The 12,428-nt window shown below is 64.4% G+C and carries 16 protein-coding genes; 7 read left to right on the forward strand and 9 right to left on the reverse strand.

Going from position 1 to position 12,428, the window contains the following annotated elements; all coding sequences use genetic code 11:
- From ACYPXD_RS24130 to ACYPXD_RS24145, 4 genes are read left to right on the forward strand one after another with little or no spacing between them, the layout of a single operon-like run.
- Window positions 1-504, forward strand: a complete 504-nt coding sequence (locus ACYPXD_RS24130; protein WP_459716968.1) for an SRPBCC domain-containing protein — start codon at window positions 1-3, stop codon at window positions 502-504.
- Window positions 505-530: 26 nt separating this feature from the next.
- Window positions 531-1,391: an NmrA/HSCARG family protein gene (locus ACYPXD_RS24135; RefSeq protein WP_459716970.1), complete on the forward strand. Its 861-nt coding sequence runs from the start codon at window positions 531-533 to the stop codon at window positions 1,389-1,391.
- A gap of 48 nt (window positions 1,392-1,439) precedes the next feature.
- Entirely contained in the window at window positions 1,440-2,234 is a 795-nt protein-coding gene (locus ACYPXD_RS24140) for an SDR family NAD(P)-dependent oxidoreductase (RefSeq protein ID WP_459716972.1), read from the forward strand.
- Window positions 2,235-2,288: 54 nt separating this feature from the next.
- Window positions 2,289-3,185 carry a LysR family transcriptional regulator gene (locus tag ACYPXD_RS24145; RefSeq protein WP_459716975.1) on the forward strand — a complete coding sequence of 299 codons (897 nt, stop codon included), beginning with the start codon at window positions 2,289-2,291 and terminating at the stop codon, window positions 3,183-3,185.
- A 457-nt stretch (window positions 3,186-3,642) separates the two neighbouring features.
- On the opposite strand, the gene ACYPXD_RS24150 is transcribed toward ACYPXD_RS24145, so the two are convergent.
- The 8 genes from ACYPXD_RS24150 to ACYPXD_RS24185 form a co-directional block, all read right to left on the reverse strand.
- A complete protein-coding gene (locus ACYPXD_RS24150) occupies window positions 3,643-4,230 on the reverse strand; it encodes a S26 family signal peptidase (protein WP_459716977.1) in 588 nt (195 codons plus the stop codon).
- Window positions 4,227-4,715, reverse strand: coding sequence for a DUF2840 domain-containing protein (locus tag ACYPXD_RS24155; RefSeq protein WP_459716980.1), 489 nt, complete (start codon window positions 4,713-4,715; stop codon window positions 4,227-4,229). Before ACYPXD_RS24155 ends, ACYPXD_RS24150 begins: the two co-directional genes overlap by 4 nt.
- Complete coding sequence (locus tag ACYPXD_RS24160; protein ID WP_459716982.1) at window positions 4,712-4,963, reverse strand: chromosome partitioning protein ParB; 252 nt, start codon at window positions 4,961-4,963, stop codon at window positions 4,712-4,714. The genes ACYPXD_RS24155 and ACYPXD_RS24160 overlap by 4 nt, the downstream gene beginning before the upstream one ends.
- Window positions 4,960-5,598: a ParA family partition ATPase gene (gene parA, locus ACYPXD_RS24165; RefSeq protein WP_459716985.1), complete on the reverse strand. Its 639-nt coding sequence runs from the start codon at window positions 5,596-5,598 to the stop codon at window positions 4,960-4,962. The genes ACYPXD_RS24160 and parA overlap by 4 nt, the downstream gene beginning before the upstream one ends.
- A 229-nt stretch (window positions 5,599-5,827) precedes the next feature.
- Window positions 5,828-6,667 carry a replication initiator protein A gene (locus ACYPXD_RS24170; protein ID WP_459717069.1) on the reverse strand — a complete coding sequence of 280 codons (840 nt, stop codon included), beginning with the start codon at window positions 6,665-6,667 and terminating at the stop codon, window positions 5,828-5,830.
- A gap of 26 nt (window positions 6,668-6,693) precedes the next feature.
- Window positions 6,694-6,975, reverse strand: a complete 282-nt coding sequence (locus tag ACYPXD_RS24175) for a helix-turn-helix transcriptional regulator (RefSeq protein WP_459716987.1) — start codon at window positions 6,973-6,975, stop codon at window positions 6,694-6,696.
- Window positions 6,976-7,100: 125 nt separating this feature from the next.
- Window positions 7,101-7,856 carry a DUF2285 domain-containing protein gene (locus ACYPXD_RS24180; protein WP_459716989.1) on the reverse strand — a complete coding sequence of 252 codons (756 nt, stop codon included), beginning with the start codon at window positions 7,854-7,856 and terminating at the stop codon, window positions 7,101-7,103.
- Window positions 7,857-8,182: 326 nt separating this feature from the next.
- Window positions 8,183-8,533 (reverse strand): DUF2958 domain-containing protein, encoded by a 351-nt coding sequence (locus ACYPXD_RS24185; RefSeq protein ID WP_459716992.1) that lies wholly within the window; start codon window positions 8,531-8,533, stop codon window positions 8,183-8,185.
- A gap of 318 nt (window positions 8,534-8,851) precedes the next feature.
- Between ACYPXD_RS24185 and ACYPXD_RS24190 the strand changes: the two genes are divergently transcribed.
- A complete protein-coding gene (locus ACYPXD_RS24190) occupies window positions 8,852-9,145 on the forward strand; it encodes a helix-turn-helix domain-containing protein (protein WP_186151757.1) in 294 nt (97 codons plus the stop codon).
- A gap of 70 nt (window positions 9,146-9,215) precedes the next feature.
- On the opposite strand, the gene ACYPXD_RS24195 is transcribed toward ACYPXD_RS24190, so the two are convergent.
- Window positions 9,216-9,533 carry a DUF736 domain-containing protein gene (locus ACYPXD_RS24195; protein WP_459716997.1) on the reverse strand — a complete coding sequence of 106 codons (318 nt, stop codon included), beginning with the start codon at window positions 9,531-9,533 and terminating at the stop codon, window positions 9,216-9,218.
- Between the two features lie 858 nt (window positions 9,534-10,391).
- Between ACYPXD_RS24195 and ACYPXD_RS24200 the strand changes: the two genes are divergently transcribed.
- On the forward strand, window positions 10,392-11,144 hold the full coding sequence (locus tag ACYPXD_RS24200; protein WP_459717000.1) for an SDR family NAD(P)-dependent oxidoreductase: 753 nt from the start codon (window positions 10,392-10,394) through the stop codon (window positions 11,142-11,144).
- Entirely contained in the window at window positions 11,141-12,361 is a 1,221-nt protein-coding gene (locus tag ACYPXD_RS24205; RefSeq protein WP_459717002.1) for a TCR/Tet family MFS transporter, read from the forward strand. Before ACYPXD_RS24200 ends, ACYPXD_RS24205 begins: the two co-directional genes overlap by 4 nt.
- Window positions 12,362-12,428: the final 67 nt, after the last annotated feature.

The raw sequence follows: 12,428 nt of genomic DNA on the forward strand, positions 1-12,428 counted from the left end.
ATGATCGACAAAGTCATCTGGCCCGAGCGCTACCACCCGAGCGTCTCGTCCATCTACGCGCTCAACGACATCGACGTGAAGGCCCCGCCAGAACTGGTGTGGAAGCTGCTGGTCGACGCCACGCACTGGTCGCGCTATTTCCCCGCCGAAAACCAGGTGGAAATTCTCTCTGGAGAATCAGAGCTGGAGTTGGGCACGCACTACCACCGGGTGACGGTCGGCTACCCGATGTCGCTGACGGTGACCGAATGCGTTCCCAATCGCCGGCTCGCGTGGGCGACCACCGTGGATGGCGACGACACCGGCTCGAGCGCCTACCACGGCTGGGTCATCACCCCGACCGACGCAGGCTGCCACCTTCTGACCGAGGAAACCCAGCAAGGTGAATTCTTCCTCGACGTGATCGGGCGCCGGCATCCGGGTGCGTTGTATCGCTATCACCAGGACTGGGTCGAACGTCTCGCGCTCGCGGCGGAAGCCGAAGCGGCGAAGCAGGCAGTCTGAATCACTCTATCGATGGAGCAACTATCGTGTCGAACCACAGCGAACAAATTATTCTGGTGATGGGCGCCACCGGCAGGCAGGGCGGCGCTGTATGCCGGCACCTGCAAAAGAAAGGATTCAGTGTGCGTGTGCTGGTACGAGATCCCCATGGCGACGCAGCCCGTCGCTTGGCTGGGCTTGGCGCGGAAGTTCTGCAGGGAAGCCTCGACGACGCCGGCAGCCTGATGCGCGCGATGGCTGGCGTGTACGGCGTATTCTCCGTACAACCTTACTCGGCCAACGAGGTCCGGCAGGGCGCGGCGGTCATCGAAGCAGCGAAGCGGCAGAGCGTCGTCCATGTCGTTTACAGCTCGGTCGGCTCGGCCGACGAGAAGACTGGCCTTCCTCACTTCGAAAGCAAAATCGAAGTGGAGTCCCATCTGCGATCGAGCGGCTTGCAGTACACGATCCTGCGGCCCGTCTTCTTCATGGAAAACTGGCATAGAGGATTCGGCGAATCGATCCGGAGCGGGCAACTGCAGCAGCCGTTGAACCCGACGGCAACCCTGCAGATGGTGGCGGTAGACGACATCGGCGCATTTTCCTCGCTCGCGTTTGAGCATCCCGACGAATGGAAGAACAGAACGTTTTCGCTGGCGGGCGATGAATTGTCGATGCAGCAGATTGCGGACGCATTCAGCCGTGCCACGATGCGAGACGTGAAGTATGTTCAGGTGTCCTGGGATCAGTTCGAGAAGAACATGGGGCGGGAGCTGACGATGATGTATCGCTGGTTCGAGGAAAAGGGCTTTCACTTCGACATCGACGAAGTGCGGCACGTCTATCCCCAGACTCACACGTTCGGTCAATGGTTGAACACGCACTGGGACATCACTTCCTCGACGTAACCGAACGCCGATATCCGGCCATCCATCTGCTATCTGGAGACGAATCACATGCACATCGAACTCAAGGGCCGCAAGGCCATCGTGACCGGCTCCACCGCCGGGATTGGCCACGCGATTGCCGTGGGACTGGCGCGCACTGGTGCGTCGGTCGTCATCAACGGCCGTACGCAGGAACGCGTGGACACGGCACTGCGCGACATACGCGCGCTGCTGCCGCAGGCCGAACTGCGCGGCGTCGCTGCCGACATCGCCACGCCGGAAGGCTGCGCCGCACTCATCGCGCAAGTGCCGGATGCCGACATCCTGATCAACAATGCCGGTACCGCGCGCCCGAACAACTTCTTCGATCAAACCGATGAGGAATGGCTCGACCTGTTCCAGCTCAACGTGTTGAGCGGGGTTCGTTTGTCGCGGCATTACATTCCGCAAATGACGGCGCGCGGCTGGGGACGCGTGGTGTTCATCAGCAGCGAATCGGCGCTGAACATCCCGAAGGAAATGATCGACTACGGCGTGACCAAGACCGCGTTGCTCGCGGTATCGCGCGGATTGGCCGAACTCGTCGCCGGCAGCGGCGTTACCGTCAACGCGGTGCTGCCCGGCCCGACCGATTCGGAAATCCTGTCCAACTGGATGAAGTCGGTTGCACAGGAGCAAGCCATCACGCCCACGCAGGCCGAGCAGGACTTCCTGAAAACGATGCGCCCGACCACGCTGATCCAGCGTTTCGCAACTACGGACGAGGTAGCGAACATGGTGGTCTATGTCGCTTCGGAACAGGCATCGGCCACAACAGGTGCGGCCTTGCGCGTGGACGGCGGTGTATTGCGCTCCATTGCCTGATGGTTTCCGTAGAGCGAAATATTTGAGACGAATTGCTGCGCCAGGACGACGCCAATGGAACTGCGTCACTTACGTTGCTTTCTCGCCGTCGCAGAAGAACTCCATTTCGCTCGTGCAGCGGAACGACTGCACATTGAGCAGTCGCCGCTGTCGCGGGCGATCAAGGAGCTGGAAGAAGACCTGGGCGTTCGGCTGTTTATCCGTAACTCGCGCAGCACGCGCCTATCGCGTGCGGGGCAAGTCTTCAAGGAACATGTGCCGCGCATCTTCACCGCCTTGCAGCAGGCACGCGAAGGTGCCAAGACGGTTGCCGCCGGCTACGACGGCCAACTGCGCATCGCCTTGTCCGACGGCATCACGCCGCCACGTTTGAGCGCCTTTCTGGCGCAGTGCCGGGACGACGATCCCGAAGTCGGGATTCATCTGGCCGAGATACCCCTGTCGCAACAGATCGCGGGACTGCGCGAAGACCTCTACGATGCAGGATTCGCGCAGTCCGACGACGTGGACGACGGCTTGCTGGCGGTGCCCGCGTGGCATGACCCGTTGGTCGTGGCGGTACCAGCCAAGCATCCACTGCTGACCCACAAGCACATCCCGCTGGAAGAAGTTCTACGCTATCCCTTGGCGATGGGCGACCCGCATGTTTGCGAGGGCTACTGTCGGCAGATTGCACGCGTGCTGCGCACCGTGGACGTGGAGCCGCTGGTCGCCGAAGAAGTCGCCTCGCTCGACCTGATGCTGACCTTGGTTTCGGCTGGCTACGCCTTGGCGCTGGTCGGGGCATCGCAGATCGCGGCCTGCCGTTCTCCCGATGTGACCAGCCGCCCACTGGCGGGCATGTCACCCGTCCTGACAACCTACCTGCTGCGGGCCGACACAGCACCGTCCGAACCGCTGGCGCGTTTCATCGAGCGCGCCATTTCTGACGCCGCCGACCCGCGCCGCTGACTCCCTTTCCGATATTCGATGCGCTGCGGCTCTGGTGCAGCGAGGTGCGTTGCTGCGTAGGTGGCACGCAACAAAGCCAGTAGCCATGCAGCTTCGCGCATCTCGACAGCACGGTGCCGGATATGGCGCGTGCCGCGCCAACCCCATGTGCAGACCGACTTTCCTCGCGGCGAAGTGCCGTGACCTTTTATCTTGCCTTCCGCCTTTGCCCTTCGCTGTCGCTCCGGGCATCGGCGGCCCGGCGGCGCTGCGCTGCTCGCAGCCAGCGCGCCGGGGAACGCGGCCACGGCCCTCGGCCGGGCGCGTTCAAGGCAAGATGCCTGCACGGGGGAAAGCGTCGCCGGATGTTGCGCGACGTGCGGCGCGGATGCGCTCGCGCGACACGCGCGACGACACGGCGACGGCCAGCGGAAGAACACGCCGGATGGCACGATGAAGCGCAGCGAATCGGCGGCCATCATCGGCGCGTCTCCAGCCAGACCGGATGCGCAATACCGATCACGGTGGACGCAGCAACCGGGCCGAAATACCGGCTGTCAAACGACGCCGGATTGGTCACGCTCAACAGGAATAGCTCGCCCGGTTCGAGGCGGCGACACTGCGGCCACGACGACAGCGGACGGCCCAGCCGGTCGGCACGCAGCACGGCGGCCGAAGGCACGCCGTCGATTCGGACAATGCCGCCCGCGATGCATACCTCCTGCGGCGCGACGGCACCGATGCGCTTGAGCAATGGCACGCGCGTCGGCAGGTAGCCGCGCTGTGCAGCGAGCGCGGCGGCCTCGACGGGCAGCGGGACAAGCACGATGCTGCCCACAGACAACGGACGTGGCAGCGAGCCGGCCTGGTGGTCGAGAGGATCGATGCGATACCAGCCGATCGCCACGCTATTGGACGGGTTGTAGGTCAGACGCGGCAGCGGCGACACGAAGGACGCCCAGGCCAGCGCAGCGAAGCCGCAGGCGGCCATTGTCGCCACGACGACGCGAGCGCGCCCGCGCGAGTGAGGACGTGACGGGGCAACAGGTGTGGAAGCGGTCGTCATGGCAGCGCCCTCCCGGCCAGCCAGGCGGCGTGCCGCTCGGCGGTGTACGCGGGCAACGGCAAGCGTGCAGCGAGCCGGTTGCCGAGCGTGCGCCAGTACGCCGGCGACACGTCGGCGGGCGTGATGCCCTGCGCCTCGATGGCGTCGAGCTGCGCGAGCATGGCGCGCACGGCGGGTTCACCTTCGGCGTGCAGCAGCAGGCGCGCACCCGGCAGCACGCCAGGGATGCGCTGCGCCGCGTCCAGCGGTGTGCAAGCCTGCATCACCATGATCTGCCAGCGGATCGTGCCGTAGTCGTTGGCGTGCCAGCGGATGCGACAGAACAACGCGCCCGGAAGGAACACCGCGACGCGACGCCAGCGGTCAAGCCGGACGGTGCGGTTCGGCTCGCCGAAGCGTAGATACAGGTCGATGCGTTGCTCAATGTAGACAAGCGATACGCGGGTCGACGGCGTAGCAGTAGCCGCAAGAGCGGATGCGTTCATGGGGTCTTCTCCGGGAACTCGCGTTCCAGCAGTGCGCGCAGCAATTCGGCCACGGTCACGCCCTGCGTGAAGGCCGACACCTTGATGCGCGCCCGCATCGCGGGCGTGATGTCGAGGGTCAGGCGCGCGGTGTAGAGGTCGCCTTTCTGGATGCCGTCGGCGTCGCCTTGCCGAACCCACGCCTCGGCGTGAGGGTTCGCCGGCGGACGCGCGCCGATGCCGACGCGCTTGCCGTTGCGCTGGCTCATGTCGGCCACCGCAGCAGCTCGTCGGTGAGCGCCGCGATCTCTCGCGCGGCGGCGCTATCGGGCACCGTCTCGCGTGCAAGTCGGCCAGCGGCCACGCTGTCGGCGAACACGATGCGCTGATGCACTTCCGCACGCAGCGCCGGCAGCGGCTGGTCGGCCAGTGCGCCGCGCGCTTCGCGGCCGATGACGGTAGTGCTGACGCGCCGATTGACGACGAAGGCCGCGCGCAGCGCAGGCCGGAACACCTGCGCTTCGCGGATCAGTGCCACCATCTCCGCAGACGCCCACAAGTCGTAGGGGCTGGGCTGCACCGGAATCAGCACGCGCTCGGCCGCCAGCAGCGCGGAGCGCGCCAGGGCGGCGATGCGCGGCGGGCCGTCGATGACGACGTGATCGGCGCGACGGGCCAGCTCCGGTGCTTCCTGGTGCAGCGTCTCGTGGGCTAGGCCCACGGCGCTGAACAGCCGTGGCAAGCCCTGCTGGGCGCGTCGCTGCGTCCAGTCCAGCGCCGAGCCTTGCGGGTCGGCATCGAGCAGGATGACGTGCGTGCCGCGCATCGCCAGCTCGCCGGCGATGTGGGTGGCGAGCGTGGTCTTGCCGACACCGCCTTTCTGGTTGAGCAGCGCAACGATCATGGCGCGGCCCTCCGTGCGGGAAAGCCTAGCTTTCGCGGCTGCGCGTGGTGCCGTTCGGCGGTTGTCCACCGAAACGGCGTGCTCTTACTACCAGTTAGAGCTTTTAAGTTAGAGAAGTTAGTGGGAGCGCAAACCCGCGCCGTTATTGGCTTTGCAGCGATTTCGCACGCCTGATAGCACGATAGGGACACGCCTGATAGCACGAGGCCGTCCACCAGTTTTCCCCGAGTTATCCCCGTGCCGTGAACGGCACGGGCCGGAAGGTCAGCAGTTCGGCATTGCTGTCCGGCATTCGCTCGATGCCGAGCACGTAGCCGGGCAACGACTGCCGCGCGACCAGCGCGCGCAGATCGCAGGCGAAGTCGTAAGGCTTCGCCGTGCTGCCCGATTTCTTGTGCAGGTGCCGGAAGTCGAACTGCCAGCCACCGGCTTGTTTGCCGCCGTGCTTGCGCACGAGCCGGTACAGCCACCGCTCGATGCCGCCAGTCAGCCGGAAATACGCCGGGTCGATGGTCAGCACCAGCGCGGCGTCGAGCACGCCGGCATAGAACCAGTCTGGCAGGATCAATTCGATGCCCAGCGGCGTGCCGCGGGCGTCGGCCAGCTCCTTCCATTCGTTGATCCACGAGAAGCGATGCAGGCGCCGCCCGGTCGTCTCGCGGATGGACGTTGCTACGGTGGTCGATTGCAGCCGGTCGAGCGCGGCCTTGAGGCGCTGGTAGTCGCGCAGCGACACCCCGCGTCCGATGAAGCGCAGGATCTCGTAGGGCGTGGCCTGCATCAGCCGCGACGGGCGCAGGCCCGCGTCGCGCGCTTCCACGATCTGCGAGGCCGCCCATATCAGCACGTCTGCATCCCAGATCGTGGCGATGCCGTGCTCCTGCATCCCTTCCACCCGGATAGTGACGTTCCCGCTCTTGAAGTCGATCGGCGCCGTGCGCCGCGACTTTGCCAGCGAGAAAAACGGAAAGGCCATCAAGTCCTGGCTGTCGCGCGGCACCATGCCATCGCCCGGTAGCGCGCGAAACAGGTCGAGCTGTTTCCGCTCCTCCGATGGGCTGGTGGGCATGGTGATGGCCACCGGCGAGCCACCTGTCAGCGCGCACGACTGTCGGCCGAGTGGTGCTCGGCGTATTCGGGTTCGGACGTGGTTTCGTAGCTGCGCTGGTCGGCCCAGGCATCAAGGTCGGCTACCGCGTACATGACGCGGCGGCCAAACTTGCGAAACTTCGGCCCGTTGCCGATCACGCGCTGCTTTTCGAGCGTGCGCGGTGATAGCCGCAAATACTCGGCGGCTTCGTCGTTGGTGAGGTAGCGTTGGGGTTGCGGGGTCGTAGCGACAGCAGCGGCAGCAGGCCGCAAGGGAGCGGGACGCATCGGATGAACCTCCATCGGTCAGGAACGCCCGGCCACACAACGTGACCGGATGGAGGCAGTCTTGGGAAAGCGATGCGTTGCGCAGAGGGTCGTTTTGCAGCGCAGGCAAAACGGCCCTGCACAGGTCAATCGAGCTGTGCCAGGCGGCGGTAGCCACCGCGCATCAGCGCCCGACCGCGCTGCACCAGGCGGCGAACACGCGAGCGCAAGCCGCCATCGGTGTACCAGCCAGCAGCCACGGCCTCGGCGCCGAACAACCCGACAGCGGTTTCGCGCAAGGACGCACCCGCAAGGGTCGCGTCGAGCGCCTGCAAGGTGTGCAGTTCCAGCAACGCGGCGGGCGTAGGCCGCGAACGGACCGCTGCCACAGGCACGGTCGCGTCCACCGTCGCCAACATGTCCAGCTCGGCCGTGATCGTGCGGTAGCTCGCGCAGGGCGCCGAGCACGCGCGGACGGCATAGAGATAGGCCATGCCATCGGCCAGGCCGGGCGCCAGTGCGAGTCGCACGCAGCAACCGGGCCAGCGCGCCGTCAACACCAGGCGCTTGCCGTCATGGATCAGGTGTTTGCGGCCTGGGATACGCCAGAACTCGAAGGCGTCAGCTCCCGGTGGCGGGTCGGCATCCGGGTAGAGCTGGAGCACGCCATCAGAATCTGGGAACCAGTCTGGATGCGCATCGCGCGCGTCCAGTGCCGGGTCTTCCAGCAGGCGCAGTCCCCAGGCGTGCGCCGCTTCCTGCTGGCGGCGACGGAGCAGCCAGTCGCGTCGATAATCAGGATGGCGGCGCAGATATTCCCAGGCCAGCGCGGGGCCATCCAAGTGCAGCACATACAGATACGCGGCAGTGGGATACCAGGCTTCGACGCTTCGATCAGCCATGACGCGACCTCCTGTTCAACAGGAACGTCGCGGCGGGCGTTGAACACGGGAGCTACGGCATCAGCAACATCAAAACGCCATCAGGAACACATAAATTCAAGCGGTAACGAGGGGTGTCAAGACCGATTGGCTCCGAAACCTTGCAGGGGTCGTCCGGGTGCGACGGCTGCGCCGCGCAAAAATGGCGTGCAGCGTCGGACACCCTGCCGCAAACCGCGCCATGCACCATGTCTTTTTCGGTCATAGTTGCACTTGACTGGTGCAAGAACGCTGATTTAGACCGCAGCCGTCTTGAACAAGACCGGGAAAGACACAATGCACTCCGCTTAGTCAGGAATGGAGCCGTCACGCTGCGCCAGCCTGACGTACTCTGATAGTGGCCGTGCGGCGTGGAAATACAGATCACGCAGGACGGGCCGCTGCTGCGGCCCGACGATGCTGGCCAGGTCGGACAGTTTGACCGTTCCCAGCGACGGCATCCCGATGCCGAGGTCGATCAATCCCCACGCGGTATCGCCATCGGCCGGATCAAGCGCGGCCAGTAGCCAGATCGCGTGCGCGTCCGGCGTAAACAGACGCACCGCAGGCAGTGGGTCAATGTTCTCCCCCGCAGCACGCGCCGCGCCGGCGGCGAGCAACTGCGCGCGCTGTTCTGCGGTGACGAGCTGCTGGGTCATGGGCGGGAATCCCACGAATCCGACAGTGCAAGGATGCGCTTTTCTTGCGAAGCACGGAACTGACGAAGCGGATGCGTGCTTTCGTGTGAATGTACGAAGGCACAAGCTATCGAATCCGTACAAGCACGGAAATGCAGAAGAGGAATCGTGGATGTCAGGAAAAGCACGGATACGGTTCCCTGATTCTGTCGGAATCCGCTGATGCTGATTTCCGTAAAAGCACTAATGCGGAAATCAACACCACCAAATGAACACTATAGATTGTAGCCCTATAGGGCGCAATCGGCTGTCATCTTGGTTTTTCAGGGAAAACCATTGGTGGCGGCGAAGAACTCATTGGCGACGGCGATACGGACAGTCAGGAAAGCGCGCGGCTTGAGCCAGGAAGCGTTCTCCGACGTGTCCAGCCGTACCTATTTGAGTTCGCTGGAGCGCGACCAGAAAAGCCCGACCATGCACAAGCTGACCGAGCTGTGCGAGGTCATGGAAGTGCATCCGTTGACGTTGCTGACGCTGGCCTACGCCGGCGACAGCACGCGCAAGGCCGATCAGCTTCTGGCGCAGGTGCGCCAGGAACTTGAGGCTGTCTTGAAGGAGCGCGACGCGCCATAGGCGTGTGCGTGACGTGCTGCGTTAGCAGCACCGCACCCCGCCGCATGGGGCGGGGTGCGGTGGGCGGCGGTTAGTCCGCCGCCTGCGGCTTGCTGCGCGACCAGATCAGGTCGTGCGTGCCGTCCTCGTTCTCGATCAGGCGGGCGTAGACCGTTGCCGGGAACGAAGGATCGTCCAAGGTCACGGACACGTAGGGCCGTTCGGCCTTGCTGATTTTCTTCCACGCCGCGCCGATGTCGTGACCCGCCGCCTGCACGCGGAAGTCGGGGGCGTGCTCGCTGTCGCCCTTGTCGTTGGGAACCAGCTTGACCTTGACGTTGAGCGTCAGGGTGCGGAGCGTGCCGGTGAAGCCGTCTTTCTCTGCGGTGAAGGTGCCGATGTTAGCCATGATGTTTCTCCTTTCGGTGAACCAAGGTCGCGCCAGTGCGTCCTTGTTGTGAACCGGCCGACGGGGGATGGGCGGGCTGCATCGCTCAGCGGGCGCAACAGCGTGGAGCACCTGGAAGCGAAAACAATTTGTTCCGCGAGGAAGCCGCGTAGCGGCGGGGAAATTGTTTTCGCTGGAAGGTTGCAGCCATCAAGCCCAAGGCGCAGCCGTGCCCTCGCCAGGATTCACGACAAGCCAAGGACGCAGTGGCCGTCCGCTTCCGAAAGGAGATATGGCCGACCTCGGCATCCGTGCATAACGGCTGCACCGGCTTGTACCCTGACGCGGGCAAGGCCAACACCAACGACAAAGACGGGAATGCCCCCGCCGCAGCAGGCGGCCTCATGCGTGAGGCGTGGTGTGGAAGCTCCATAAGCAAGGCCGAACGGCGCATCGGTGAACCGTCCTTCGTGACGGACAGGCGAACCGCCAGCGTCGAGGACGGCACGCTTTGGCACAACCTGCCGCAGCAGGCCACGGCGTAGCCGCCCGCGCGCTGCCCATTGCGGCGGGGTACTGTCGAAACATTGCCCGGGTCAATATGCACCGATTGCTGCGCCGCGCGCCGCCATTTCCGTCAGCTCGGCGGTCGTCGGGCAAATTGAGGTGAAACAGAGCCACTGCTAAAATGACGCCGTCGGAAAAGGCAGACTTGGTTTGGTAAGCCCAAGTCCTTTCGGAAAACGAAAGCTCTGTCTCCTGCCATCGCAAGGGACCCCACGACGAACACCCGATGCCGTTTGGGCATCTTCTGTTCGTCCGTGTGGCTCCTCACTTCGATGGAACCGCTCCGGTCGAACACCGACCAAGGAGCGTTCCATGCAAACCCTTCCCCCAGTATCCCGTACGGCGCTGATCACAGGCGTCAGCCGTTCGCTGGGCCTCGGCTTCGCGGTTGCCAGGCAGCTTGCCGAACTGAACCATCACGTCATCCTGACGGCAAGGAAGCAGAGCCAGGCAGAACAGCTTGCCGCGCAATTGCGCGAAGCAGGCCATGCTGCGACCGCACTGCGTCTCGATCTGGCCGACCGATCCAGCATCCACGAAGCGGCCAGCCACCTCACTCGAACGATCGGTCATCTGGACGTACTGGTGAACAACGCCAGCACCATGCCCGACTTCAATACGCGCTCGGTGCTGGAGGTCGATTTCGATGAACTGCAATCCGCGTTCGAGGTGGACGTGTTCGGTTGCTGGTGCCTGACCCAGACCCTGCTTCCTCTGCTGCGGCGGGCACCGGCGGCACGGATCGTCAATGTCACCAGCGTGGCGACACGCCAAGTAGAAACGCCTGAACCCGGCCCCTTCTTTTCACCTGCCCATTCTTTTGCCAAATACACCGTCAACGCACTGACGGCGATCTTGGCCACGGCCCTCGCCGATACGTCGATCCTCGTCAATGCCGTCGATCCGGGATCGGTCGCCACCCATCCCGAACGCGGCGATGACGCCAACGATCTGCCTCCGGCCGAAGCCGCCAAGGGCATTGTCTGGGCCGCAACGCTGGGCGCCGATGGCCCCACGGGCGGCGTCTTCCGTGATCGCCAGCCCGTGCAAGCGATGTCGCAATGAACAAGGCTCTCGTTGTCATCTTCGCCGCCATCGCGCTCGATGCGGTTGGAATTGGCTTGATCTTTCCGATCCTGCCGCGCCTGATCGAGGACGTGACCCATGCCGCGAATGTTGCCTCCTACGTCGGCATCCTCACCGCGCTGTACGCCGCGATGCAGTTTTTCTTCGCGCCTGTCCTCGGCGCCTTGAGCGACCGGCTGGGCCGCCGGCCCGTGCTGCTGATCTCTCTGGGCGGCGCGGCCGTCAACTATGTATTGATGGCGTTCGCGCCATCGCTGGGGCTGCTGATCGTCGGCCGTGCCATCGCGGGGCTTACGAGCGCCAACATCTCGGTCGCAACGGCCTACATCACCGACATCTCGCCCGAGGCGTTGCGCGCAAAACGCTTTGGCATTTTCAACTCCATGTTCGGCATTGGCTTCATCCTCGGCCCGGTGCTCGGCGGCGCTCTCGGCGATTACGGGCTGCGATTGCCGTTCATCGCTGCTGCGGTACTCAATGCGGGCAACCTGTTGCTGGCGCTGTTCCTGTTGCCGCAATCCCGCACGCCCAGCCGCGAGAAGATCGATCTGGCCGCGCTCAATCCGCTGCGCCCCTTGCGCTGGGCGCTCTCGATGAAACCGCTGATGCCGGTCGTCACCGTCTTCTTCCTCCTGAGCGCGACCGGCGAGGTGTACGGCACCTGCTGGGCCTTGTGGGGCCATGACGTGTTCCAGTGGAACGGCCGATGGATCGGCCTTTCACTGGGCACCTTCGGCGTGTTTCAGACGCTGGCGCAAGCGTTCCTACCGGGCCGCGCGGTACAGATGTTGGGAGAGCGTGGCGCAATGCTGGCCGGCATCGCCGGCGCCTGTGTCGCACTGGTGGTCATGGCCTGCACCACGCAAGGCTGGGTGGTGTTCGCCATCATGCCGGTTGTCGCGCTTGCTGGTCTGGGCACACCCGCCTTGCAGTCGCTTGCAAGCCGCCTCGTTGACGAAAGCCGGCAAGGCCAGTTCCAGGGCGTGCTGGCATCCGCGATGAGCCTGGCGTCCATCGTCGGGCCGCTGGTGTTTTCGAGCGTCTATTTCCTCGTTCGGGAGCACTGGCCCGGAGCCATCTGGCTGGTGGCCTTGATCGTCAACGCGATGGCCGTGCCGCTGGTATTCGGCTTACGATTCAGTGCCGCGAAGAATCCTGCCGAAAATGAGACAGATACCCACGTTCGCGGCACCTGATCTCCATGCACGCACAACACTTTTGTGCGCCCGCCCCGTTGCCGCCTGGTCGAAGGCGGCAACGGGG

The organism is Paraburkholderia sp. 2C (genome assembly GCF_054589215.1).

Bases quoted from the DNA above. Each gene is read 5' to 3' on its own strand.
- ACYPXD_RS24130 (WP_459716968.1), top strand. From the start codon at position 1: ATGATCGACAAAGTCATCTGGCCCGAGCGCTACCACCCGAGCGTCTCG.
- ACYPXD_RS24140 (WP_459716972.1), top strand. From the start codon at position 1,440: ATGCACATCGAACTCAAGGGCCGCAAGGCCATCGTGACCGGCTCCACC.
- ACYPXD_RS24145 (WP_459716975.1), top strand. From the start codon at position 2,289: ATGGAACTGCGTCACTTACGTTGCTTTCTCGCCGTCGCAGAAGAACTC.
- ACYPXD_RS24150 (WP_459716977.1), bottom strand. From the start codon at position 4,230: ATGACGACCGCTTCCACACCTGTTGCCCCGTCACGTCCTCACTCGCGC.
- ACYPXD_RS24155 (WP_459716980.1), bottom strand. From the start codon at position 4,715: ATGAACGCATCCGCTCTTGCGGCTACTGCTACGCCGTCGACCCGCGTA.
- ACYPXD_RS24160 (WP_459716982.1), bottom strand. From the start codon at position 4,963: ATGAGCCAGCGCAACGGCAAGCGCGTCGGCATCGGCGCGCGTCCGCCG.
- parA (WP_459716985.1), bottom strand. From the start codon at position 5,598: ATGATCGTTGCGCTGCTCAACCAGAAAGGCGGTGTCGGCAAGACCACG.
- ACYPXD_RS24170 (WP_459717069.1), bottom strand. From the start codon at position 6,667: ATGCCCACCAGCCCATCGGAGGAGCGGAAACAGCTCGACCTGTTTCGC.
- ACYPXD_RS24175 (WP_459716987.1), bottom strand. From the start codon at position 6,975: ATGCGTCCCGCTCCCTTGCGGCCTGCTGCCGCTGCTGTCGCTACGACC.
- ACYPXD_RS24180 (WP_459716989.1), bottom strand. From the start codon at position 7,856: ATGGCTGATCGAAGCGTCGAAGCCTGGTATCCCACTGCCGCGTATCTG.
- ACYPXD_RS24185 (WP_459716992.1), bottom strand. From the start codon at position 8,533: ATGACCCAGCAGCTCGTCACCGCAGAACAGCGCGCGCAGTTGCTCGCC.
- ACYPXD_RS24195 (WP_459716997.1), bottom strand. From the start codon at position 9,533: ATGGCTAACATCGGCACCTTCACCGCAGAGAAAGACGGCTTCACCGGC.
- ACYPXD_RS24200 (WP_459717000.1), top strand. From the start codon at position 10,392: ATGCAAACCCTTCCCCCAGTATCCCGTACGGCGCTGATCACAGGCGTC.
- ACYPXD_RS24205 (WP_459717002.1), top strand. From the start codon at position 11,141: ATGAACAAGGCTCTCGTTGTCATCTTCGCCGCCATCGCGCTCGATGCG.